The sequence below is a fragment of the Veillonella parvula genome (assembly GCF_024461875.1).
GTDB classification, from domain to species: Bacteria; Bacillota; Negativicutes; order Veillonellales; family Veillonellaceae; genus Veillonella; species Veillonella parvula_I.
Genome location: NZ_JANGAL010000002.1, coordinates 125,973 through 151,179, shown reverse-complemented (window position 1 = coordinate 151,179; position 25,207 = coordinate 125,973). Strand labels below are relative to the sequence as shown.

General features: G+C 38.0%; 23 protein-coding genes. 14 read left to right on the top strand and 9 right to left on the bottom strand.

What is annotated here, in order from left to right; translation table 11 throughout:
* The first annotated feature begins 309 nt into the window (after positions 1 to 309).
* From bioD to NE668_RS04920, 3 genes are all read left to right on the top strand, one after another.
* Entirely contained in the window at positions 310 to 1,062 is a 753-nt protein-coding gene (gene bioD / locus NE668_RS04930; protein WP_227037667.1) for a dethiobiotin synthase, read from the top strand.
* 184 nt (positions 1,063 to 1,246) lie between these two features.
* Positions 1,247 to 2,635, top strand: a complete 1,389-nt coding sequence (gene bioA, locus NE668_RS04925; protein ID WP_227037669.1) for an adenosylmethionine--8-amino-7-oxononanoate transaminase — start codon at positions 1,247 to 1,249, stop codon at positions 2,633 to 2,635.
* Positions 2,636 to 2,823: 188 nt separating this feature from the next.
* Positions 2,824 to 4,164, top strand: a complete 1,341-nt coding sequence (locus tag NE668_RS04920) for an anaerobic C4-dicarboxylate transporter (RefSeq protein WP_118091054.1) — start codon at positions 2,824 to 2,826, stop codon at positions 4,162 to 4,164.
* 105 nt (positions 4,165 to 4,269) lie between these two features.
* Here NE668_RS04920 and NE668_RS04915 read toward each other — a convergent pair whose 3' ends face one another.
* The 3 genes from NE668_RS04915 to NE668_RS04905 all read right to left on the bottom strand — a co-directional run bounded on the left by NE668_RS04915 (position 4,270) and on the right by NE668_RS04905 (position 6,501).
* Positions 4,270 to 4,677, bottom strand: coding sequence for a Fur family transcriptional regulator (locus NE668_RS04915; protein WP_227037671.1), 408 nt, complete (start codon positions 4,675 to 4,677; stop codon positions 4,270 to 4,272).
* 209 nt (positions 4,678 to 4,886) lie between these two features.
* Entirely contained in the window at positions 4,887 to 5,705 is an 819-nt protein-coding gene (locus tag NE668_RS04910; protein ID WP_195213494.1) for a metal ABC transporter permease, read from the bottom strand.
* On the bottom strand, positions 5,698 to 6,501 hold the full coding sequence (locus NE668_RS04905; RefSeq protein ID WP_256196013.1) for a metal ABC transporter ATP-binding protein: 804 nt from the start codon (positions 6,499 to 6,501) through the stop codon (positions 5,698 to 5,700). The genes NE668_RS04910 and NE668_RS04905 overlap by 8 nt, the downstream gene beginning before the upstream one ends.
* A 147-nt stretch (positions 6,502 to 6,648) precedes the next feature.
* On the opposite strand from NE668_RS04905, the gene NE668_RS04900 reads away from it, so the two are divergent.
* From NE668_RS04900 to NE668_RS04885, 4 genes are all read left to right on the top strand, one after another.
* Positions 6,649 to 7,563 carry a metal ABC transporter substrate-binding protein gene (locus NE668_RS04900; protein ID WP_008603023.1) on the top strand — a complete coding sequence of 305 codons (915 nt, stop codon included), beginning with the start codon at positions 6,649 to 6,651 and terminating at the stop codon, positions 7,561 to 7,563.
* A gap of 352 nt (positions 7,564 to 7,915) precedes the next feature.
* Positions 7,916 to 8,587 carry a hypothetical protein gene (locus tag NE668_RS04895; protein ID WP_227037683.1) on the top strand — a complete coding sequence of 224 codons (672 nt, stop codon included), beginning with the start codon at positions 7,916 to 7,918 and terminating at the stop codon, positions 8,585 to 8,587.
* Between the two features lie 238 nt (positions 8,588 to 8,825).
* Entirely contained in the window at positions 8,826 to 9,509 is a 684-nt protein-coding gene (locus tag NE668_RS04890) for a hypothetical protein (RefSeq protein ID WP_012863828.1), read from the top strand.
* A gap of 72 nt (positions 9,510 to 9,581) precedes the next feature.
* A complete protein-coding gene (locus NE668_RS04885) occupies positions 9,582 to 10,211 on the top strand; it encodes a hypothetical protein (protein WP_227037687.1) in 630 nt (209 codons plus the stop codon).
* A gap of 51 nt (positions 10,212 to 10,262) precedes the next feature.
* On the opposite strand, the gene fliB is transcribed toward NE668_RS04885, so the two are convergent.
* Entirely contained in the window at positions 10,263 to 11,171 is a 909-nt protein-coding gene (fliB, locus tag NE668_RS04880; protein WP_012863830.1) for a flagellin lysine-N-methylase, read from the bottom strand.
* 160 nt (positions 11,172 to 11,331) lie between these two features.
* On the opposite strand from fliB, the gene NE668_RS04875 reads away from it, so the two are divergent.
* The 3 genes from NE668_RS04875 to NE668_RS04865 all read left to right on the top strand — a co-directional run bounded on the left by NE668_RS04875 (position 11,332) and on the right by NE668_RS04865 (position 13,469).
* Entirely contained in the window at positions 11,332 to 11,895 is a 564-nt protein-coding gene (locus tag NE668_RS04875; RefSeq protein WP_012863831.1) for a PepSY domain-containing protein, read from the top strand.
* A 516-nt stretch (positions 11,896 to 12,411) separates the two neighbouring features.
* Positions 12,412 to 13,032, top strand: coding sequence for a hypothetical protein (locus tag NE668_RS04870; RefSeq protein WP_004693968.1), 621 nt, complete (start codon positions 12,412 to 12,414; stop codon positions 13,030 to 13,032).
* Positions 13,033 to 13,190: 158 nt separating this feature from the next.
* The gene (locus NE668_RS04865; RefSeq protein WP_004693966.1) at positions 13,191 to 13,469 is read left to right on the top strand and encodes a PepSY domain-containing protein; all 279 of its coding nucleotides are present in this window, start codon (positions 13,191 to 13,193) and stop codon (positions 13,467 to 13,469) included.
* A 401-nt stretch (positions 13,470 to 13,870) separates the two neighbouring features.
* Here the strand turns inward: NE668_RS04865 and alr are convergent, their stop codons facing one another.
* The gene (gene alr / locus NE668_RS04860; RefSeq protein WP_227037689.1) at positions 13,871 to 14,983 is read right to left on the bottom strand and encodes an alanine racemase; all 1,113 of its coding nucleotides are present in this window, start codon (positions 14,981 to 14,983) and stop codon (positions 13,871 to 13,873) included.
* A gap of 385 nt (positions 14,984 to 15,368) precedes the next feature.
* On the opposite strand from alr, the gene NE668_RS04855 reads away from it, so the two are divergent.
* Positions 15,369 to 16,319: a 2-hydroxyacid dehydrogenase gene (locus NE668_RS04855; RefSeq protein WP_227037691.1), complete on the top strand. Its 951-nt coding sequence runs from the start codon at positions 15,369 to 15,371 to the stop codon at positions 16,317 to 16,319.
* 114 nt (positions 16,320 to 16,433) lie between these two features.
* Here NE668_RS04855 and NE668_RS04850 read toward each other — a convergent pair whose 3' ends face one another.
* Positions 16,434 to 16,997, bottom strand: a complete 564-nt coding sequence (locus NE668_RS04850; RefSeq protein WP_227037692.1) for a TetR/AcrR family transcriptional regulator — start codon at positions 16,995 to 16,997, stop codon at positions 16,434 to 16,436.
* 200 nt (positions 16,998 to 17,197) lie between these two features.
* Here NE668_RS04850 and NE668_RS04845 point away from each other — a divergent pair, with 200 nt between their 5' ends.
* Positions 17,198 to 19,093 carry a heavy metal translocating P-type ATPase gene (locus NE668_RS04845; RefSeq protein ID WP_227037694.1) on the top strand — a complete coding sequence of 632 codons (1,896 nt, stop codon included), beginning with the start codon at positions 17,198 to 17,200 and terminating at the stop codon, positions 19,091 to 19,093.
* Positions 19,094 to 19,214: 121 nt separating this feature from the next.
* Here NE668_RS04845 and pflA read toward each other — a convergent pair whose 3' ends face one another.
* The 3 genes from pflA to pflB form a co-directional block, all read right to left on the bottom strand.
* Positions 19,215 to 19,991 (bottom strand): pyruvate formate-lyase-activating protein, encoded by a 777-nt coding sequence (gene pflA, locus NE668_RS04840; protein ID WP_205112840.1) that lies wholly within the window; start codon positions 19,989 to 19,991, stop codon positions 19,215 to 19,217.
* Positions 19,992 to 20,003: 12 nt separating this feature from the next.
* Entirely contained in the window at positions 20,004 to 20,240 is a 237-nt protein-coding gene (gene grcA3 / locus NE668_RS04835) for an autonomous glycyl radical cofactor GrcA3 (RefSeq protein WP_004693956.1), read from the bottom strand.
* A 75-nt stretch (positions 20,241 to 20,315) separates the two neighbouring features.
* Positions 20,316 to 22,433: a formate C-acetyltransferase gene (pflB, locus tag NE668_RS04830; RefSeq protein ID WP_227037696.1), complete on the bottom strand. Its 2,118-nt coding sequence runs from the start codon at positions 22,431 to 22,433 to the stop codon at positions 20,316 to 20,318.
* 519 nt (positions 22,434 to 22,952) lie between these two features.
* On the opposite strand from pflB, the gene NE668_RS04825 reads away from it, so the two are divergent.
* Positions 22,953 to 23,825, top strand: a complete 873-nt coding sequence (locus NE668_RS04825; protein ID WP_227037698.1) for a helix-turn-helix domain-containing protein — start codon at positions 22,953 to 22,955, stop codon at positions 23,823 to 23,825.
* A gap of 319 nt (positions 23,826 to 24,144) precedes the next feature.
* Positions 24,145 to 25,011 (top strand): DMT family transporter, encoded by an 867-nt coding sequence (locus NE668_RS04820; RefSeq protein ID WP_227037700.1) that lies wholly within the window; start codon positions 24,145 to 24,147, stop codon positions 25,009 to 25,011.
* Positions 25,012 to 25,207 lie beyond the last annotated feature (196 nt).

Genomic DNA, 25,207 nt, shown 5'->3' with positions numbered 1-25,207 from the left:
TTATTTTTGCATTTAAGGTTGATGGTAGGACTATATGGGACTATTACATAAGTACAGCTATAAAAATCACAGAACCTAGTAAAGAGCGACTTAGCTCGCTTTGGAGCGATGAGCTAGGTTCTGTGATTTTTAACTAGGCTCTCACTAATGTATTCGGGTCCCATATAGTCCTATTATGGTAAACCTTAAGCGTAATAATAGGTTGACTATATATTCCTTTTCGCTGTATATTGTAATTAGATTGTAAACTTAATCATATAAATTAGTTAACCTATGCGGCAGTAAGTATTCGCTTGAGAGGAGCTTTGTATGAAGCAGTTAGGTATTTCTATAATTGGTACAGATACAGATGTAGGTAAGACGTTTGTGACCGGGTTATTGGGGGCGATGGCTGTAGACGATGGCTTTGCTGTTGGGATGGTGAAACCTGTGTCTTCTAGTGCAGTGCCTTTCCCTGAATGTGTGACGATGGATGAGGATAATTATAATATCGGCCTTGAGAGTAAAGATGCGACACATTTGATGCGCTCGGCAGGTATTCCTGAATCTCGTCGTCATGAAGTGAATCCTTATGCTATTGCCGGTGATTTTTCTCCTCGCCTTGCAGCGGAATTGGCTGGTATCGAGATTGACTATGATGGCCTTGTAGAACATACATTAGATGTAGTGAGTCGCTATGACATAACCTTTGTAGAAGGTGCTGGCGGTATTACGACCCCTCTTTATGGAGATAAAACTTTCACGGATTTTATGAAAGATATCAAATTACCTGCTATTATCGTAGCAGATGGTCGTCTTGGTTCTATTAATCGTGCCGTTTTGACTTGCGAATATGCTAAATTGCATGGTATCGAGGTGAAAGCTATTATCGTAAATGATACGACAGCTGTAGATCTGTTCTTGTTGAAAACAAATGTGGCAGATATGGAGCGTTACACAGGTGTTCCTGTAGTAGCTGTAGTACCGCCATACCAAGGCCCGGATATTCACAAGGTTCAACTTGGTTGGGCTCGCTCTTTTATTGATTCTAAGGAATTATGGAACATCGTCTTAGGGCTATAAAGCTTAGATTGAATAATTCGTTATTTATTAGTGGTAGAAACTTAGCATAAATTATATACATCAATTTAGCGTAGTTAGATATGTATAGTTATATAACTTACATTATATATAGTAATTTAACTTACATTAATTATAGTCATAGAGAGTTATAGTTTGTAAAACTTAGTAAGTATGAGGTGACGAAATGGCAGAAAAACAGCTTTCACAAGCAGCACAATGGGACCACGAGTTTGTGTGGCATCCATTTACACAAATGCAAGATTGGCTAGCGCAAGAGCCAGTAGTAATCGAGCGCGGTGAGGGGGTATACCTCATCGATGAGAACGGTAAAAAGTATTACGATGGCGTATCCTCCTTGTGGGTTAATATTCACGGTCACAACCATCCTGTATTGAATCAAGCATTGAAGGATCAAATCGATAAAATTGCACATAGCACATTATTAGGCCTCGTAAGTCCTCCGTCGGCACAATTGTGTAAAGAACTGGTAGAACTTGCTCCAGAAGGCCTCGATAAAGTATTTTTGTCCGATGATGGTAGTACGGCTATCGAAGTTGCCATTAAGATGGCATATCAATATCGTCAGCAAGTGGGCCAAACTAAGAAAACTAAGTTTATCGCCCTCAATGCAGGCTATCATGGGGATACATTAGGCACGGTATCCGTAGGTGGTATTCAATTATTTCACCAAGTATTCCATAATCTATTATTTAAACCATTAACATTGCCAAGCCCTGGTGTGTATAGAGATTTGGCAGATCGAGATAAAGCTTTTGAAGAGTCGTTGACTGAATTGGAACGTATCCTTAACGAAGAAGGCGATGAAATTACAGCTCTTGTTATGGAACCATTGGTGCAAGCAGCAGCGGGTATGCTCGTAATGCCTCACGGCTATTTGAAACGTGTTCGTGAGTTAACAGAACAACACGATGTATTCCTCATCGTCGACGAAGTGGCTACAGGCTTTGGTCGGACTGGTAAATTCTTTGCCTGCGAGCATGAAGGCGTATCTCCAGATTTTATGACCTTATCCAAAGGCATCACTGGTGGGTACCTTCCATTAGCAGCAACATTGACTACAAAACGCGTATTCGATGCATTCCTCGGCACTTTTGAAGAAAAGAAAACCTTCTATCATGGTCACTCTTATACCGGTAATGCCTTGGCCTGTGCCGTTGCGTTGGCTTCTTTGAAAGTATTCCGTGATGAAAAGGTAATTGAACAATTGCCTGTTAAAGTAGAAGCTTTCACAAAGGCTTTAGAACCTATTAAGTCATTGAAGCATGTTAAAGAGGTTCGTCAGCGAGGCCTCATCGTAGGTATTGAACTTGAAAAAAATGTGGCAACTCACGAAGCGTATCGCCCGAATGATGCGGTCGGTGCTAAGGTGGCAATCCTCGCCCGTGAGCAAGGACTTATCTGTCGTCCTATCGGTGACGTGGTTATTCTCATGCCTCCATTGGCATCCACTGTGGAACAATTAGAGGATATGGTTCATATTGTGGGTGAAAGTATCCAACGTGCAACTGAGGAAGAGGGGATACTTGAAGATATGCGCCCAATTATTTTATAATGCTAAATTAATTATTGGAAAGCTACACCTATTGTCTTTTGTTAGTAGTTTAAGACAATGGGGTGTAGTTTTTTTGGTATAGCATATCGAAATTTCGTCATATTTTAAACTATAGACTATACATTGCCAAAATTCGATGATTATTTAGCATATCTATGATACTATATATGTATAAAGGAGGTCATCGTATGGACATTTATGTAATTATGCAAGTTATTATTTTATTTGGTGCCATCTTCCTCGGTGTTCGCCTAGGCGGCATGGGCATCGGTTACGCTGGCGGCCTTGGGGTTGTGTTGTTAAGCCTTGGTATGGGGATGTTTCCGGGACAGATTCCATGGGATGTAATTCTGATTATCATGTCTGCTATCGCAGCCATCTGTGCTTTACAGTTAGCCGGCGGTCTTGATTATTTAGTGCGCATTGCTGAAAGTATTTTGCGTAAAAATCCTAAGCATATCAACTACTTAGCACCAACTGTTACGTATTTCTTAACTATTTTAGCGGGTACTGGTCATACAGCATTCTCTATGATTCCAGTAATTGTAGAGGTGGCGAAAAGTGAAAACATTAAGCCATCTGTGCCATTATCCATCGCCGTTGTAGCAAGCCAAATTGGTATTACAGCGAGTCCTGTATCGGCAGCAGTAGTTGCTATGAGTGGGTTCCTTGAACCATATGGTGTTAACTATCCTACATTGCTTGCCATCTGTATTTCCACAACATTCGTAGGGGTTATGATTACGGCATTTATCATGTCTACCTTTGCGAATAATGATTTATCTTCTGATCCAGTATATCAAGAACGTTTGGCGGCAGGTCATGTGACGCCACCTCGTGAAAAAAGCACTGATTTCCATTTAAAACCAGGCGCAAAAACTTCTGTATTAATCTTCTTGATTGGTATCATTTGTATCGTATTCTACGCAACAGCAATTTCCAAAAATATTGGTATTATTAAACCAGTTATTTTTGGTCGAAACGATGCTATCATCGGATTTATGATGATTATTGCGGCTGCTATAACATTCTTCTGTAAGCTTGATACAGCAGAACTTGTTAATACAAGTACATTCAAATCTGGCTTATCTGCTTGTGTTTGCGTACTAGGTGTAGCATGGTTGGGCGATACCTTTGTAAAAGGTCATATTCCTGAAATTAAAGCACTCGCTTCTAGCATGGTAACAGCATATCCGTTCCTATTGGCGGTAGCCTTCTTCTTTGCAAGTACATTGTTGTATAGCCAAGCGGCAACTACACAAGCTTTGGTACCAGCTGTAATTCTAGCTCTCGGTATTACACCAGAGAACACAGGATCTGTTTATATTATTATCGCATCCTTCGCAGCTGTATCTGCACTCTTCGTATTGCCTACATATCCAACACTTTTGGGGGCTGTACAAATGGACGATACGGGCTCTACGCGAATCGGTAAGCTTGTATTTAACCATCCGTTCTTTATTCCAGGCGTACTTGCCATCGCCATTTCTGTAGCACTCGGTTTCGTAGTGGCTCCGTTGATGCTGTAATTGGTGAAAGCTAAATAAGGTTAATACAAAATATATTTTAAAACTAAAAAGGACGTAACTATCAGTTGCGTCCTTTTTGTTGTTTAAACATTAGTTGTCTATTTTCTACTTCTTGTTTTTGCACTTCTTACAAATCCCTGCGATCTCAAGGTGATGTTCCGTTACAGTAAATCCTGCATCGTTAAGTTCTTGTGGCATTTCTACGACGGGACAGGTATGGAGCGGTATCATGGCACCACAGCTCGTACATACAGCATAGTGTCGATGTGTATGAGGGGTAATTTCATAATATGCCATCTCACTACCCATGAGCGTGGTACGTGTAACGATACCCTTAGTTTCTAATAGTTCAAGTGTACGGTAGATAGTAGACATCCAAGTAGTGCTACCATTACCTAAGCGTTCTGCGATTTCAAGGGCTGTAATAGGTTTATCTGTAGTTGTTAATACAGACCAAATGGCTTCGCGCTGTTTGGTCTTTTTTATGCCTTCCGGCCAAGCTGTTGTATTCATAACTCTTTTTCGATTCTGTTTTAATACTAAAACTGTTATACACTTGTATAGTTAGATGATTTATATGGCTAATAATATATCAAATATACTATCGGATTTAGTTAGCTGTATTTTTTTATTTAACTAATTATATTATTCAATTCTAACTAGCTATATTATTCTAACTAGCTATGTTGTTTATATCTAAACATATTAATGATTGTTTTAGTTTATTTGCTAAACTGCATGCGTCGTATGATAGCTCGAATATTCTTAATGACTAATACTACTAGTAAAATACCTACCGATGTTAGAGATACGAAGCCACCAGGAGCTACGTTAAGGAAGTAGGATCCAAAGAGTCCAATGATCATAGCGAGCAAGCTAAATCCAATGGAGCATAATAAAGTTATTTTAAATCCTTTTTCTAATTGTAATGCAGATGCTACAGGTAACGCAATCATGGCACTCAATACGAGGACACCAACAATTTTAATAGAAATTGATACGGCTGCAGCCATTAAGATGGCAAAGATATAGTTAATAAAATCTACCTTAACACCTGCTACACGAGCGGCCTCTTCGTCATAGGCGATGTAAAGAAGTGAGTTGTATAGGAAATATAAGGTGAGTACAGATAAGATTGTAAGCACAGCAATACTAATCATATCAGTTGCGTTTACCGTTAGGATGCTACCAAAAAAGAATACATTTGCGTTAGCCTTTAGTTTGCCTGAGCTAATAAGCGTAATAGCTGTACCAATGCTGAGGGATAAGATTATAGTAAGAATCAAATCGAGATGGTGTGAAAAATATTTTCGCAAGAACTCGATGAGTGCACCACAGATAGCAGTAAAGATAAAAGCCCCTAAAATTGGATTAGTATTCGTCAATAAACCTAGCGTAATACCTGCTAGAGATGCATGACTCATGGTGTCCCCAATCATACTGGAACGGCGTAGCACCATGAAGATACCAATACATGGACATAAAAGAGAAATACAAATCGCTACGAAGAAGGCATTTTGCATGAAATCATAACTAAACATGGTGCACCTCCTCAATTGTGGTATCATCGGCCTGAGCCTGAGCCTGAGCCTGAGCCTGAGCCTGAGCCTGAGCCTGAGCCTGAGCTTCTATTGTTACATCTGTGAAACAGGAGCAGTTTTTGTGATCTATTGGATTGCGACCTGTACTGTGCATGATTTCACTAGCATATTGCTCAGGGGAGCAAAGGTGACCTTGACCATTTGCAATATGGTAGATATTGGTAGAGTTGGCGAGAGCCATTTCGATATTGTGCTCAACAGAGATAATCGTAATATGGTGCTCTTGGTTCAAATTTCGAAGTAGAGCATAGATGCCCTCTTGGCTTTTTCTATCGATACCTGTTGAAGGCTCATCGAGGATGATGAGGTCAGGCTTACCGATGAGGGCGCGGGCGATAGATACACGCTGAGCTTGTCCACCTGAAAGTTTGCTGATGAGACGGTCTTTAAATTCCGTCATATGGGTAAGCTCTAATACGCGATTGACTTCCTGTTTATCCTTAATCTTTAAAAGTTTACGGTAGGAATCGAGGATTTCTTTTACCGTAATAGGAAAGCCTGCGTGAGAGAAGTCATTTTTTTGAGACACATACCGAATATTATTGGTGCTTCGCTTGATAGAGCCTTTTACAGGGGTAAGAAAACCTAAAATGAGACGGAGCAAGGTACTTTTACCACACCCATTATCCCCAACGATGGATATATAATCACCACTGTGAATATGTAAATTAAGGTCATTTAACACATAAGGCGGTTGACCTTGATAGGAAAAATAAAGATGTTCTATTGATAACATATGAAAACCACATTTCTGATTGACAAAATTCTAAGTAAGTTTATACTATAACTATATTACAAATGCAACTGAGTCGCAACTGCAACTAAAGAATGGTTTATATTCTGTATAGGCATAGCGATCAGGTTTTTACAAAGGAGGACTACGATGATCAAGAAACTGATTTTGTTAGTTGTAGGTATTATGATGGCTGCTTTATTTGCAGGTTGTGGCAACGATGCACCGAATGCACAGAAGGAACAAGCAGGTAAAAAAATCCAAGTGGTAACAAGCTTTAATGCAATGGCTGAGTTTACAAAGGCTATTGGTGGTGACAAGGTAGAGGTATCTACTATTATACCAGATGGCGTGGAACCACATGATTTCGAGTTGAAACCTGAAAATATGAAACAATTGGCAACAGCTCAAGTGTTTGTGTATAACGGTTTTGGTATGGAGCCTTGGGCAAAACAAGCTATCGAAGCAGCTAAGAATGATAAACTCGTATCTGTTGTAGCTACTGAAGGCGTTGAAGCTATTAAAAATACTGATCCAGAAGAAATTAAAGAACATGGTGCAGAAGATCCTCATGCATGGTTATCTTTGAAAAATGCTAAAATTGAAGTGAAAAATATCAAGGATGCCCTTGTAAAAGTTGACCCAGCAAACAAGGATTATTATGAAAAGAATTATACTGAATACGTTGCTAAATTAGATGCAATGATTAAAAAATATGAAGAGCAATTCGCTAAAGCTCCGCATAAAAACTTTGTTACAGGCCATGCAGCGTTTGCGTACCTATGCCGTGACTTTGGTTTAGAACAAAATAGTGTGGAAGATGTATTTGCTGAAGGCGAACCAAATGCAGCGCAATTGGCTAAACTCATCGAATACGCTAAAGAAAACCATATCACTACTATCTTTGCAGAAGAAATGGCTAGTCCAGAAGTATCCAAAACTTTGGCACAAGAAGTAGGAGCTAAGGTAGAAACAATTTACACTATCGAAAGTAACGAAGATAATAAAACATACTTAGAACGTATGGATGAAAACCTTACAAAAATTGCAGCATCTTTGCAATAAGATAAACGAAAAGGCAGCCCCTAGTGGGCTGCTTTTTTGCGTTATAATAGGTTAGAATAATGTCTTAAAATTTGAATTATATAGTATAATATATATTATCAGATTAAATAAAAAGGAGACCTAATATGGTTATCATTAATAAATCAGGGGTTGCTGATGAAAGGGCTTGACCATAATTATTATTTTGAAGGGGCAAGTTACCTATAAGCAATTTGGTCTAAATCTTTGGATAACGGGTATTTCTTTTTACATAGTATCCTTCATCTTTGGTGTGGGAGGTATAATGTTGTCCATGACGGTTTAAATATAGTTTGTGTTACAATTAGAGAAATATAGGTGTTTTGGAGGTTTTATGGAAACAAAATGGTATTCAGATATTTGGCAGCTTATAGTAGCTCCCTTTAAACGTGGTATTCCACAGATTGTAGAGCATGGATCTTGTCGCAAAGGGTTCTATGCTACAGTAGCTTTGGCATTGACGTCATTCGTATTTTCAAATATTCTACCGTCTCTTCTGAGTATGATATTTGTGGATAAACTTAATGTTGCACTTACTGGTGCAGCTGCTCTTTCTGGGGTCGGCTTATTAGGTCTAGCGGTTGGCTTGCTATTTGCTTTTATTGGTATTGCTATTTATTCTGCTATTTTTTCTTGGGTCGCTAATAAATTTGATGCCAATACTACATATGAGTCTGTGTTAAAAATTATGTGGTATGAACAAGCTTATAATCAGATTATGGGCCTAGTATATTTCATTGGATTCCTATTACTATCATTGCCATTTTTGTTGCTACTAGGATCTAATCCTGATTCTACAGTAGGTGGTATCGTATGGATAATTATTATTATATTCGCAACGATAGCTTTTGCAGTCTATACATTCTGGGTATGTTTAACATTGTTAAGTCGCCAAATTAATAAATCCCGTTTAGCAACTTTTGGCATTTCTATTATTACGAGTTTAATTCCCATAATCGTTTTAGGTATCTTGATTGGAATGATAGCACTTGCTACTTCCAGATAATTACATAACATGAAAAATATGAAAGGGGGCTGTAACAAAACAGCCCCTTTTTTATATTTTAAAGGAATCGCAATTAGAATATGGTAAAACCACATTCTTTTATAGGCTCTTTTGTGCTATAATGATGAACGGAAAATGAAAAAGAACTATTTTTTATAGTTCCTTTTGGTGTGTTGTATGTTATAGTATTTAAACTTGAATGTTATGTATGTATATTGTGTAAAAGGTGGTGATACTTATGATGGTAGGTTTAATGCAGTTTATCTATCGTTTATTAAACCCTATTGAAGAGAATAATCCTCGTATGTATCACTTTGATATTGCCTATGGGCAACTCATAGGAATGTTGCTATTAACACTTATATGCTATCAATTTACTATTGTAGGTGAAGGCGTATATTTAGATGCTATACGTGCGTTTATACGTAATTCTTCGTTATTGGTAAGGTGGGAATCGCTATCTCTTCCAGTCGGTCAACATGAAATACAACTTTTTTTGGAACAGATGGGTAGTCCTAGAGAATTTTGGAATATAGGTCGCTTTGCATGGGTAATCGGAAAAGTAATTCTCATGGCATGTATCATTATAGTCTATGCGGTTGCTCAACAGCGTAAATTCTATGTTCGAACTGTTACAACCGGTATTTTGCATATCATGTCATTTGCTCAACTTGTTGTGGCACTGATTACTTTTACAGCAGGGATTATGCTGATTCTAACTTCGGTACCATTAATACTGCAAGCGATCATTGGCTTCTGTATGATTGTGCTATGTATTTTAAGTACCGTATTATTGTTACAAACTATGGGACGTATTGCGGGAGCATGTATTAATGGGACCCCTTATGAAGGTCTGATTCTAATGTTGATTGCTCTTTTGGTAGCACACGTGTTTGAATGGGTTTATATGTTGACTCGATAAAATACATATGATATATCTAGGATGAGCTATGACTCGTCCTTTTTTACTAGTTTTAAACTAAAAGGAGCATTTATGACATGGTATAAGGATATATTACATTTATTTACCAAACTTAGCGAACAATCATTTCAAAATATTATCAATTACGGATCTCATACGAGAGCCATTCTGAATCTAGTTGTATCTACTATTGTATTATATATAATGACCTATAGCTTACCGTTTATGGTAAAAGTTATATCTCCATTGCTTGGGATTAAACGGATTACTGGGTTAACTCATTTTGATTTAGTTAGCACTCTAGCAAGTTCTACATTCTTGATTTTTCAAATTATCATCGGTTCATTCGTCATATGGCGCTTACTTATTTTAGTGGGTGGACATGGTACGTATAGCGGCGTGCTGCGCAATTATATATATGGCATAGCTTATACAAATGCACTTCGCACGGTTGTCTTAGTATTAGTTCATATACTAGGGATTATTTTCTTCTCGCTATCCCTTCAAAAATATGTTGGAGATATGGCGTATCTTATTACGATGTTTAGTCAATATTATGCTGTATTTATTGTAGCCCAATTAATGAGACGTTATGTTGAATTAGGTATCGTTAAAACCTATATTGTTATGTTTATTGTAGCATTATTATCTGTCTCCATATTACCTCAATGGATCCGCTTTGTTCACACCCTAATCAAATGATGTATTGTGATAAGACCTAAAAACCGCAAGATAAAATTCTTGCGGTTTTTTTCACTCTATAAGTTGGGCTTCATAGTATTGTAATAATAGCGCCACATTATCTTCGTCGTATTCGATTTGTTGTGACCATCTTGCAATTTGCTTTAAGGGCTGCCCCTCTAAGGCGCTAGCCATAAGTATATAGTCAGTACCATCCTTTGCATAAGCTAAGATAGATTCCAAGGAATGGTCTGATAGCATATCAATTTGGCGATACAATATATATTGGTACACTTTGTTAAATAGGCTCATATCCTCTTGCTGTATATAGGTCTGTACGGATGCGGCGAGTTGGTCTAGTTTACTAGATAATGTATTAACCTGTGCAGTCCAATTTTCATCGATGGGTTCCGTTTTTTTATATAGGTCTAATAATTCTTTGAAAGACTGTTTTGTGGGATTTGGCGCATATTGGAATAGATTAGAATCTAGATCAAGGGCCAATAATTCAAATACATTCTGAAGTGTTAATCGCTCCTCAGAAGTAAATTCGTTATCGTCATCCTCAATTGTAAAGAGGAGGGAGTCTACCGTTTTATTTTGGGCTAATAACTCAACAGAGGCTTCACAAGATAAACCGACTCCACATAGCTCTAAGTCTTCAATATATTTATAAAAGCGCGGATGCATATGGCAGGTGTCGCAAAGTCCTTCTTCGCCCAATTCGAGTACAACCTTACACAGTCCATTTTCATTGAGTAAGGGGCACATAGGTTGTGTTTTGGAAAATACGAAATGACTACCTTCGTCATCAACCGTGATGGCTTGTTGTAAACTTTCACCAAGAGAACCTGTCATGGAATGATAACGTTCAGCAGTATGTTCATCTATATCGATGGTCCACAGCTGACAACATGTATTTTCGCATCGATTGGCCTTGCATTGAAATTCGTGATATATAGTGGGGTAAATTGAAATCATAGTTAGCTCACATGTAGTTACAAAAATGAATCTATGTGCATTGTATCATAGGGTGCAGGTACATGCACTAATTATATAAATAAAGATTATAAACCGTGTTGATTTAGTGTATAATTGTATATATATTGTTATGATAACTGTTTGAGATATGGAGGAACCAATGAGATCATTTTTTGTAAAAGGTAGCCTTGTATTGGCCTTGGCAGCGGCATTTGGCATGCCAAATGCAAGTGCAGCCCCTTTAGTAGCTGTAGAGCCAACTGTGGCAGTTGTTGATGGCAACCATGCGGCAATTGTAGGTGCTAATGGTTTATTAAATGCCTTTATCCAAAATCATCCAAATGCTGGAATTACGGAAATCGCCTTTGATGCGGATGGAGGTCAAATTAAGTATGATGTAGAAGGTTTTGATGAAACTGGCAAATATGAGTTAACGTATATCTATGCTACTAATCAAATCTTTGAAAAACGCGAAGGGGACTTCCATAAATCGTTAAAGAAAAAATCTTTTGATCCACGAGAAATTTTACCTCCTGCAGCAGTGGTGAACTTTGCTTATGCCCAAACAAAAGGCAAAGCTGTGAGTCTCAACGAATGGGCTGTGCGCTATGATAAAGGTAAAATCGTGTACAAAGTTAGCTTTGGTACAGAAGATAATAAAGAGGTACATGTACGTATGGATGCAATGAACGGTAAATTGCTATCTGTTAAATTTGACGACTAATATATGATTGACTAGTTATTATATCTTAATAGTGCTTAGTTATTTTATTCTGAATATAATAATTAAATACATTAATACTGTTTTTCTTAAAAAAATAACTAGTATTGAAGTATTTTTTGTGAAAGTTTGCTCATGAATGTGAATTTTTAGATATCAATACGTGTATTTTGAAAGCCGTTTATCCCTTATATATGGGGTAAACGGCTTTTGACATGTTATTCATGGAATTTTTAAGTATAAAGTAAATCCCATAGGATTTCATAGGAATTATATATAAATTCATTCTAAACTCACTATAAAATAAGCATTTAATGGTTCTTCTACATTTTGACTTCATAGACTATCGATAGTATGTGTACCAGTCGAAAGACAAACTCAACTATATCTGAAATTTCCAAACTATATATCTACAAGTCCATGCTAGATATATGTTTTGGAACTTACATGATGATATTGAGTTGACTGGAAATATACATGCGTAAAGTTGCATGTATATGAATTAATAAGGAGGACAATATGAAAAAATCTATTTTAAAAAGTAGTATTGCTTTAGCAGTGGCTGGCGTATTTGGTGCCACTGTAGCTGTAACAGCAGCTGAACCAGTAACTCCAATGCCTGTTACGCAAGAAACAGCGAGTACAGCGACTCCAGCACAACCAGTTACTGATCCAGTAGTTCCTACTGTAGCGGTGGCTCCAGATGTGGCTACTACTGCAGTTGCACCTAAAACTCCGGTAGCTCCTGTAGCAGAAGCTAATCAAGTAGGTACAGCAGTTCGTAATACTACACCAGTTCCAACAGCTACACAAGATGTTAAAACACCAGTAGCTCAAGAAACTGTAGTGCCTAGTACAGAAAATCCTGCAGCAGCGGTCCCTTCTATTGAAACCGCATCTGTAGCTAAAGCTCCTAGTGAACCAAGAGTAGTACGCAGTGGTGATAAAAAATCTGATTCTGTAGCGAAGCATGGTAAAGAAGTTAAAAATACTAAAAAAGCTGCAGTAGATAAAGCGCCTAAAGTAAAAGTTGTGAAAGACGAAAAAAAAGCTGATAAAGAAGAGCCTACTAAAGAGGAAAAAAAAACTCTAAAAGTAGAAAATCACAACCTAGCACAACCAACCAGCAAGAAGGCGTAGTAGACCAAAATAGTATTTTCGTAGTTGGTGCTAATTATTTAATTGACCAATTCGAAAGTAAATTTGGAAACTCCAAAATCACTAATGTATCCTTCAAAACTCAAGGTAAAACTGCCATCTATGAAGTAGCTGGTTTTAATACTAGTGGTGCTCATTCTATGACTCTAGATGTGGCTACTGGTAATGTAACTGATGGTACTCCTAAAGCATATGATGCATCTATGGAAGCTAGTGCTATTGATGCCGGAACAGTAATACCTCCACATGTGGCAATTAATGCAGCTTTCGTACAGTCTGGCAAGGTAGCGACTGGTATTAATGCGTGGTCTCTTGCTAATCAAAATGGAAAATCACTATATACCATAGAGTTCCATGATGCACAAAATAAACCGATATCCGTTGTATTGGATGCTAAAACAGGGACGGTAGCAAAATAAGTTGATCTCCTATTCTATAGCGCTGTAAAGTAAACCCTTTCAAAAACGAACACTAAGCACTCAAAACTATACACACATAACATAAGTACACTTACACACACATACACAACACATAAAACACACAAAAACACACAATAAACAACACACACATTAAACAATTACACACAGCCCTCTGGATTGGATAGATAAACATTGACTCTCTCCTATGCCGTCTATCATTCAGAGGGCCCCTTATGAATTGTGGTTCCCTCCGAATCATAAGATTATATACTTGGTATATATACTCTCTCTCACAATAAGAACGTAACTGCTTTACAGCACGCTGGGTATAGGAGAGCAAGAAAGCCCGTATCACATGTAGACTTCTACATGTGATACGGGCTTTCTTTATTTTACATAGGTTAAATATATTGTCGTGGTACGCGCTCTGAGAATCCACAAAAGATTTCATAAGGTATTGTAGAAGCAAGGGCTGCAATTTCTAGAGCAGAAATGCTTTCATGACCTTGAGACCCTAGAAGTACCACCTTATCGCCAGGCTTTACCGTGATTGTATCTGGAACAGAAACCATGAATTGATCCATACAAATACGACCTACTACGGGACAACGAGTGCCATGAATCAGTACGGTGCCCCGATTGGATAAACTACGAGGATAGCCATCCGCATAGCCTACAGGGATAGTAGCAATTGTCATTGGCTCAGCTGTGATATAGGTAGATCCATATCCAATGCCTTCGCCAGCAGGGATATGTTGTACATGAACAACTTCACTATGGAAAGATAAAACAGGTTTTAAGCCCAATCGATTTGGCACATCAAGAGATGGCATGATACCGTATTGAATAATACCAGGACGAGCATCTGTAAATAGACTATCTTTGACAGATAAAAGACCTGCACTGTTGGCGAGGGAGAAACGGTAATCTGCTTCTGGACGGAATGCTCGTATTTCATCTACCATGCGATGAAATTTTTGCGTTTGGCTATGGGCGTGTGATTGATCCGCCGCATCAGCATTGCTCATGTGGGAGAAGAATCCGTCTATTTCCAAATTTTCGTAGGACTCAATGCGTTTGATAAACTCAATGGCATCCTCAGGCTTGATACCGATGCGATGCATGCCTGTATCAACGGCAACAGCAACGCGAATAATCATGTCGTGATTATCGGCTACTTTATTGAGTGCTTCTAAGTCGGTAGATTCACAAACGGCAGGAATCGAATTAGTGTCTGCTACAAGTTCAAAGGATTGTGGTCTTGTGAGTCCTAATAGATAAATAGGTACCATAATACCTGCGTTGCGAAGCGGTACGGATTCTTCTGGAATAGCAACGGCTAAGGATTCGTAACCTTCCTCCACAGCAATACGGCCCATCATAACGCTACCGTGGCCGTAGCCATTTGCCTTGATGACAGCAGTGGACGTGCTCCATTCAGGTAAACTATCTTTAATTTTACGCAAATTCTCGCGAACGAGACTTGTATTTATGGTCAAATAGGTAGGTCTCATGGTATTCCTCAATTCTATATAACATTACTCTTATTTTATAACTTTTGGGGAATTACACAATACTTTTGTGAAAGTTATATACAAAAAAATGATTTTTACTTTGAATCTTATAGGATTTATGAATATATTATATACAATAATTGTGAAAGTATACTAATTGATATGAATAGATATGTTACTTACAGTACTAATTCATAATATTAAATTATATAAAAAATAGTATAATTTATATAGAAGTAGTATTACATATATTTGAGGCTATTCAATTCATATGCTATTTACCTTTACTAGAAAGTAAGAAATAAATTTACAGGCAAAGGGTTGTGAGTTGTTGGTATGTATTAAACAAGATACATGGAATACAACATGTATGTAGGAGGTTCTCATGAGTGAACGTGTAGTAGTGGTAAACGCAAGTAAAATGAATTATGACCATGCATTAGATTTCTCTATATTATCTAATGATGTACAGGTTTATGATGATAGCACAAATGCTGAGATTATCGAACGCATTCAAGGGGCTCGCGTGGTAGTTACAAAAGAGATTCCTGTTACTGCTGAGTTGCTTTCACAATTCCCAGATACAGTAAAGCTCATCGTAGAAGCCGGCACAGGCTATAATAATATCGACCTTAACGCGGCGAAAGCTAAGGGTATCACCGTATGTAATATCCCAGCCTATAGTACGGAACGTGTAGCACATACAGTAATCATGATGATCCTCAATTTTGCATCTACTATGCAGCAACAAATTGGCATGCTTGCTAAGGGTGACCGTAGTAATTTTACAAAACATTTACAAGTGAGCCATACAGAAGTGAATGGCAAAACCTTAGGTGTTGTTGGTGCTGGTCACATCGGAATGGAAGTTATCAAAGTAGCAAAAGCACTTGGCATGAATATCTTGATTCATACACGCACACCAAAGGCTGATGGCGATGGTATTCGTTATGTAAGCCTTGATGAATTATTGGCTAATAGTGATTATATTACATTGCATTGCCCATTGAATGATCAAACTAAACATCTTATTAATAAAGAAAAAATCAATAAGATGAAACCTAATGCAGTCATCGTGAATACTGGTCGTGGCCCTCTCATTAATGAAGCAGACCTTTGTGAAGCATTAGCAGCTAAACGTATCGCTGGGGCAGGTCTTGATGTACAAGAGGTAGAACCTCCAGCAGAGGATAGCCCTTTATATACGTTAGATAATGTCATCATTACTCCGCACATGGGTTGGAAAGGCCTTGAAACACGTCAACGCTTGGTAGGCATTATTCGAGATAATGTACAAGCTTTTTTTAAGGGTGAACCAATTAATGTGGTGTCATAATAGTTACGATAAAGATTTATAACAGTATAATTTATACTATTACACCTTGGTTTAATATAAAGGTCTATATTATAGCGGTGTTTGAACATCTACAATATAGTGTAGTTTATAATATTACATAATAGGTTCTATAACGGCATGGAAGTAATTGTCTAATTTTGTAGGCGATTCTTTCATGCCGTTTTTTACCCACCATAACACCATTTCAACAAAACTACCTGAAATATGATTGATAATAAAGTCATCCGGTAGATTTGTATTTGCTTTACGGTCTTGATTGATGAAATATCTTTGTACCAACTCATTTAAATGATCTCTAAAATAGCGCAAAAAGATTTCGTTATTATCACTAGCTAGTAGTTCAAGGATTTTATTTTCATTTTGCTGTAAATGTTGTAATAAATGACCAAATACTGAGACTGGGGAAATATTTTGTTGATAAAGCCCATGAGCATGAGGTAAATGATTAATACTATCTTTTATATGTAAAAATAAGTCTTCGCAGAGGGCTTCTAGTAATGCCTCTTTTGTGTCGAAATGAGCATAAAATGTGGTGCGTCCAATATCTGCGGCACTAATGATTTCCTGAACGGTGATTTTGTCATATGCTTTATTAGATAATAATTCGTTAAAAGCTATAAATATAGCTTTACGAGTCCTTTTCTGTCTACGATCCATATTAACTCCTGTCATACTTTTAGTACAAAACATCATATATGTTCCGTAATGAACATATATGATGTTTTATATATTGTATTAAAACCATAGGTTGATACAATTAAAGTGAACAAAGTGTTCGCTATCGTAATTATTGTACTGTAAGTATAGTCATAATTCAATTCATATTGATAGTGAAAGTTTGATAAGGGGATTGCTGTATGGTACATCGAATACATGATATATTATCTGGTTTATATATGACGATTTTAGCAGGGCTATTTTTACTGCTTGATGGGATTCCGCATTTGATAGAGGAGTTTGGTGGACAGAGTCCGTTTCAAAATATATTCCCTTTTGAGCCTTCTTGGGTTACCGTTATTATTTGTGGTTTTCCCCTTGTGTATTTATCTATTCGAAGGATCGTATATAATAAGGGAATTAGTAAAATCTCATCGGCTCTATTGATTTCCATGGCTATGTTTGCAGCCATTGCCATCGGAGATATATTTGCGGCTGGTGAGGTAGCGTTTATTATGGCTTTAGGCGCTCTCCTTGAAGAAGCAACTACCGAGCGAGCAAAAAAGGGGTTAAAAAAGTTAATTTCATTAGCACCTGTTAAGGGTCGTAAAATAAAAGATAACAAAGAAATAATGATTTCCGTAGAGTCTATACAAAGTGGTGATTACTTGCGAATCCTTCCGGGCGAAACAATACCTGTAGATGGGCGAATCATTAACGGTGAAACAACGGTAGATCAATCCATTATGACAGGAGAGTCTATACCTGTTGATAAAACAATTGATGATGATGTATTTGGTGGAACTATTAACTGTTTTGGTACCATAGATATTATAGCTACTAAAGTGGGCGAAGATAGTTCTATTCAAAAAATGATTCAGCTTATTAGAAATGCGGAACAGAAACAGGCTCCGATTCAGCGTATAGCTGATATTGTTGCTAGTCGATTGGTTCCTATTGCATTGATGATTGCATGTATAGGCTATCTAGTAACTGGAAATATCATCGTCGGTGTTACTGTGTTGGTAGTATTTTGTCCTTGTGCATTGGTGCTTGCTACACCTACTGCGGTTATGGCCGCTATTGGTCAAGCTACTAAACATGGCGTTATTATTAAATCTGGTGAAATTCTTGAAACTATGGGAAAAGTAGATACCATGGCATTTGATAAAACCGGCACATTAACACGTGGTCAGTTATCGGTTCAATCTATTTTGGTCGTTGATACAGATTATAGTGAGGTCGATATTCTTCAATTAGCTGCATCTGCAGAGGCTAAGAGCGAGCATCCTATTGGCAAGGCTATCGTTTCTCATGCCATACATCAAGATTTAGAAATACTTGATACTACTTTGTTTACAATGTCCGTAGGAAGGGGCATTATTGCCGTAATAAAAGGTGTTAAATTATATTGTGGTCATGAACGTTTTCTTGAGGAACATAATATTATTGTTGATGAAAGGATTCAACAAAACGTTAATACATATCGAAGTGAAGGAAAGGTATCTATTATTATTGCAGATAAAGATCATATTATAGGTGTTATTGCTTTATCTGATACAATGCGACGAGATACGGCAGATATGTTGTCTGCAGTATCTCGTCTAGCTATGAAAACAGTACTTCTCACGGGGGATAGTAAAGAAACGGCTACATATATTGGAAAAAAAGCAGGTATTTCTGAAATACATGCGGAGCTTTTACCTGGAGAAAAAGTGAGTATTATTGAAACGTTGCAAGGGAAACACCACAAGGTTTGTATGGTTGGTGATGGAATTAATGATGCACCGGCTATGAAGACTGCTGATGTGAGTATTGCAATGGGGAGTATCGGTAGTGATATTGCCATAGAAACAGCTGATATTGCATTGATGAGTGAAGATCTTAGCAAAATTCCTTATATTAAGCGACTATCAGATGCTACGATTAGAACTATCAAATTTAGTATTGCTTTATCAATGGCCATTAACTGTATCGCTATTATTCTCTCATTACTTGAGGTTTTGACACCTACTACCGGTGCGTTAGTTCATAATGTGGGGTCCTGTTTGGTTGTCCTCATTGCAGCCCGTTTGTATGATAGAAAGTTTATTTAAACGCAATAAGAGCCGTCCCCGGTTGTATGGGGGCGGCTCTCTATTGATTAGGGCTATCATAGATCAAGTCTTGGTATATATATTTATATATATCAAGGGAGGTAGTTATCCTCAAACTTGATTATGATTGTTGTTGTGTTTTGATGGGACTCCACCAATGGCGTCTATAGGCCTTGATGCCTTCCACCACGGTTCTTGTCGCTTTAGCTGCAATATCTTTCGTTGCAGCCGGGATGCCCTCTAGGCGATAGGGAATACCTAACTCCTTATATTTAGCAATACCCATAACGTGATAAGGTAAGCAATCAACGGCTTGTAAATTTTTCAGAGATCCTAGAAAAAAGCCTAGACGATAGTGACGATCGGCATTATCTGTAATCGTAGGGACTACTACGTGACGAACCCAAATCGGAACTTCCACGTCTGCCGTCAATCGAGCAAACCCGAGAATGGGTTCTAACGGTTTACCGGTTAACCATAAATGCTTGGCTGGATCGATTTCCTTAATGTCTAGGATGACGAGACTAGTTACACTGAGTAATTTACGGTATGCCACCTCTTGGTGGGGGTCAAAACAAATTCCACTTGTATCTAAACAGGTATGGACGTTTCTTTCACGGAAATATGTGAAAAGCTCAATAACAAAGTCGATTTGCATAAGAGCTTCCCCACCTGTGACGGTGATACCACCATTAGTATAAAATTGGCGGTTACGTTCGTACTGGTCCCATAATTCCTTTACGGTCATGAATTTAGCATTATCGCTAGTTTCATCCCATGTATCAGGATTATGGCAATAAGCACAGCGCATGGGGCATCCTTGAAGAAATACCACCATGCGCATGCCTGGACCATCAACCGTACCCATCGTTTCAACCGAATGAATACGTCCAGTCATAGGAAACCTCGATTAGATACGTTGATGGAATGTACGGGAAATAACTTCGTCCTGTTGTTGTTTTGTCAATTTGTTGAAGTGCACCGCATAACCGGATACACGAATCGTCAATTGAGGGTACAACTCAGGATGTTTTTGAGCGTCTAACAATGTTTCACGAGTAAACACGTTAACGTTCAAATGATGGCCGCCCTTTTGGGAATAACCATCCAATAACTCTACCAAGTTATCAACTTGTTGGTTGCTCATGGGTATAACCTCCTTTCAACCAAGACTAACACTCGTATCGGTGCCGGTGAAAGCAGTTCGATACTGTGGAAGATTTTATTTATCTTCCTCTATAGTAACATTTGGTTCGCTACATGCGAAGTTTGTATTGCTGTTAGGTAATTGAGATGGATCTAACTCAATATCAAAATCGCTGACGGAAACAAATGTTTCACCAGATTTACCTAATGCGTCCGGAATGATAGAGAAGGTATTAGAAATACCATCGGAGCAATCACGCCATGGCATTTTAGCTACGGATGCCAACGAGGATACGGCACCGTGAGAATCACGACCGTGCATTGGGTTCGCGCCAGGAGCGAAAGCTTCGCCAGCTTTACGGCCATCTGGAGTAGAACCTGTAGCTGTACCATATACTACGTTGGAAGTAATTGTTAACAAGCTCATAGTAGGAATGGATTGACGATATGTAGGATGTTTACGAATCTTGTTCATAAATGTGGAAACAACCTTTGCTGCCAAGCTATCTACACGGTCATCATCGTTACCATATTTAGGGAAGTCACCTTCGATTTCGAAATCAACAGCGATGCCATTTTCGTCACGGATAGGTTTTACCTTAGCATATTTAATAGCGGATAAGGAGTCTGCTACTACGGATAAACCAGCGATACCAGTTGCAAACCAACGAGTTACCTTGCGGTCATGCAATGCCATTTCTAGTTTTTCATAAGCATATTTATCGTGCATGTAGTGAATGATGTTCAATGCATTTACATATACGCCTGCCAACCATTCCATCATGTCGTCGAATTTTTCCCATACTTCGTCAAATTCTAAGTATTCGGAAGTGATAGGGCGGTATTTAGGACCAATTTGTTTCTTCAACTTTTCGTCAACGCCACCGTTGATAGCGTAAAGCAAGCATTTCGCCAAGTTGGAACGAGCACCAAAGAATTGCATTTCTTTACCGATACGCATTGGGGATACGCAACATGCGATGGCGTAGTCATCACCAGAGTTAGGACGCATTAATTCGTCATTTTCGTATTGAATGGAAGATGTTTCAATGGATAATTTCGCACAGAAACGGCGGAAGCCGATTGGCATACGAGGGGACCACAATACAGTGAGGTTTGGTTCTGGAGCAGGACCAAGATTAGTCAATGTATGTAGGTAACGGAAGGACATCTTGGAAACCAATGTACGGCCGTCAGTACCCATACCACCGATGGATTCAGTGGTCCAAACAGGGTCACCTGTGAATAAATTGTTGTATTCATGGATACGTGCGAAACGAACCATGCGCAATTTCATAATGAAATGGTCTACGAATTCTTGGATTTGTTCCTCTGTGTATGTGCCGTTGCGAAGGTCTCGTTCCGCATAGATATCGAGGAATGTGGAGTTACGACCAATGGACATAGCAGCACCGTTTTGCTCTTTAATAGCACCAAGATAGCCGAAGTAAATCCATTGCATAGCTTCACGAACATCTTTAGCTGGTTTGGAAATATCATAGCCATAGGATGCTGCCATCTCTTTCAATTCTTTCAAAGAGCGAATTTGATCTTGTATTTCCTCACGGTCGCGAATAACATCTTCTAGCATGTCACCCATTGTAATGCTAAATTGTTCTTTTTTATCTTCAATAAGATAATCAACACCGTAAAGAGCGATACGACGATAGTCACCGATAATACGACCACGGCTATACGCATCTGGTAAACCAGTTACAATGTGAGCTGTACGTGCAGCACGCATTTCTGGAGTATATACATCAAATACGCCATCATTATGAGTTTTGCGATGTTTCTTAAAAAAGTCCTCTGTTTGCGGATCCATTTTGAAGCCGTATTCTTCAATAGCGGATTTTGCTGTGCGCAAGCCACCATATGGGAACATAGCGCGTTTTAAAGGTTTGTCAGTTTGCAAACCAACGATTGTTTCAAGTTCTTTGTCGATATATCCTGGCGCATGGGCAGTAATGTGTGTGGCCACGGAAGTATCAGCATCGAGCATGCCGCCTTTTTCACGTTCTTCTTCATAAAGCTTCATTACTTGTTCCCACAATTTTGTTGTTCGTTCTGTAGGACCAGCAAGGAAGGAATCGTCCCCTTCATAGGGGATATAGTTTCTTTGAATAAAGTCGCGTACATCAACGGCTTTATCCCACACACCTGTGTTAAAATCTTTCCATGCAGTATGTTGCATTTTGCACCTCCATAAAAGGATATAACTATAGATTTCTATGCCTATAGTGTACAATGTTTGTAGCAATTCTACAATGAATAGATGATATAGATTTTCAATACATACTATGCAATTTTGTGAAGTATCTCATAAATTTCCATAAGCTAAATTGTTTAAATACACCAGTATATATAGGCTTATATGGGATTTTGCTTTTTACGATTTCATTTAATGTATATATAATAATATGAAATTGCATATCAATATTAATAAAGGAAATAAAAATTTCATTAAAGAGGATGAAGGCGGATTATTCAATAGTATGATTGGATAGTTTATATTTGTGTATTGTTCGGAGGCCGTTTACATCTTGTACAGAATTAGCCTGTAAGTCTTTATAAATGCACGCATATTGGAATGCTACGGAACGTTGCCAGCCAGGAAAACAAGCGTTTCTTTTCTTCACTGACATCATATACTATACTCTGAGCAGCTCTTGTTGAAGAGTAACTGATATTGCCTAAAATAGGAGGTCACATTATGAATTTTAATGAAAAATTACGGGAGTATAGAAAACAATCTGAATTATCTCAGGGGAAATTAGCAGAAACACTTAATGTGTCGAGACAGGCCATAACAAAGTGGGAATCGGGCAATGGAATGCCGGATATTTCAAATTTAAAGGCCCTTTCAGCTGTATTCAATGTCTCTGTGGATGAATTGCTTTCAGAAGAAGCGGTTAAACCTCGATATCCTTATGAAAGCATCGTAGAATACGATATCGATGAGATAAAACATTTCGACATTAAACTGGGATCTGTTAATCGTGTAAAAATGAGAGCTGGAGAGGGTGAGAAGATAAAGGTTCAACTGGTCAGTGATACTATTGAAAATTTGACGGAACTGGTGAAAGTAAAAATCGATGATATCAAAAGGCGTATCGATGTGGATGTAAATCGTTCCAAATCCTTATCTGAAGAGCTTGTAAAAGAACATTTGTCGATTTTTATAAATTTGCCTGAAAAATATATGGGAGATACGGAGCTAGCGACCCATTGTGAAAAACTAGAGCTATTTGATATTATTAGTGAAAAGTTTGAGCTAGACGGAGCGGCTAAAAAAATTTATATTGCCGGCGGTAACAGTCATATAGAGCTGGATAACAACTCCCCAATGGAGATATATGTAGCGGATTATACGGGGCGAATTGATGTGAATCAGATATCGGCGAAATCTCGGCTGCATGTCCCTCATGAGTATGCTTTCAAAGCGGTGAAAAAAGGTATTCGCACTAAACTGCTCTTTGAAGATCGTGGAAATCTTGTAGATGATTTTTCTGTGTCTGAATCAGAAAATCAAATTGAAATTAATGGAATCAATAGTGAACTCACAATAGTCAAGTTAAGTGAATAGTTGCATTAACTACATAGACATATCTGCTACATAGTTTTCATAAAGCGTTATTACTTGTTCCAACGACTTTGTTACACAGTTTGTAGGACCAATAAGGAAGAAATCATCCCCTTCATAGGAGTAAAAAGTATGATTTAATTTATTGTAGTGTTAGGGGTATATTATGGTACTATTAGGTAGTGTTATTAAGCTATAATACATGTAGATAACATGATCTTGGTAGAATGAATCAAGATAAAAAATAATCTGGATAGAATATACGTGGATCAAAGTGGATTATAAGATTGTATAGGCGAATGCTATTGAAAGGTGGATGTTAATGACAAATCGAAAGAAAGCACTTTTAGGTGCTTCTGCTACAATTGCGGTGTGGGCTACTGCATTTCCTTTCAGTAAAATCGCATTACAGTCAGTAGATTCGTTGACATTGTCTGTGGCAAGGGTCATGGGTGGCGCTTTACTTATGCTGGTAATCGGTGTTGTAAAAGGGCTACATATACCGACAACATGGCGTGAGTGGGGACTATATATTCTGTTAGGTGCTACAGGGAATTTTCTTTACCAAGTTGTTTTTAATGAAGGTTTGCGCACAATTCCAGCGGCCACATCCAGTATTATTATGGCCTTGACTCCGATGACGACGGCACTGATGGCCATGATTGTTTATAAAGATACAATACGGCCCATAGGATGGTTATTTACCATAACTGCATTTATAGGTGTAGCCATAATCATTCTTTGGAATTCAGCCCTTACAATTCCTACAGGTGCATTATGGACCTTGCTAGGAATGACACTCTTTGCGGTTTACAATATCCTTAATCGTGGACTTAGTTTAAAAGGCTATAAGCCTATCACTATCGCCATGTGGTCTATGTTTACAGGTGCCATTATGGCATTGCCATTTGCGGAACATGCTATTAAGATGATTGTGGTGGCACCGATTAGTGCAAAATTTGCCATGGCCTATTTAGCATTCCTATCTAGTGCGTTAGGCTTTGTATTCTGGAGCTTTGCTTTGGAACATGCTGAAAAGGTTTCTGATGTAACTAATTTTATGTATATCTCTCCCATAGTGGCAGCTATTGTAGCAGCATTTTTATTGGGAGAAATACCTAATATGGGGCTCTATATAGGGGCGCCTATTATACTAGGATCTTTATACCTTTTTAATCAATATAGATAAGTTATTTTGTTAGTGTCTGAATCGCTTTGGTTTGATGTAAAAAATATATAATTAGATGAATAGGGATGTAAACCCTTACTTATAAGATAAGAGCTATATAATAAAAGAACCTCAACCTTTTAATTGGTGAGGTTCTTTTTGGTTTGACAGTCCTTATAAATTGTAGTAATCTAAATACATAATTAAAACATACCTT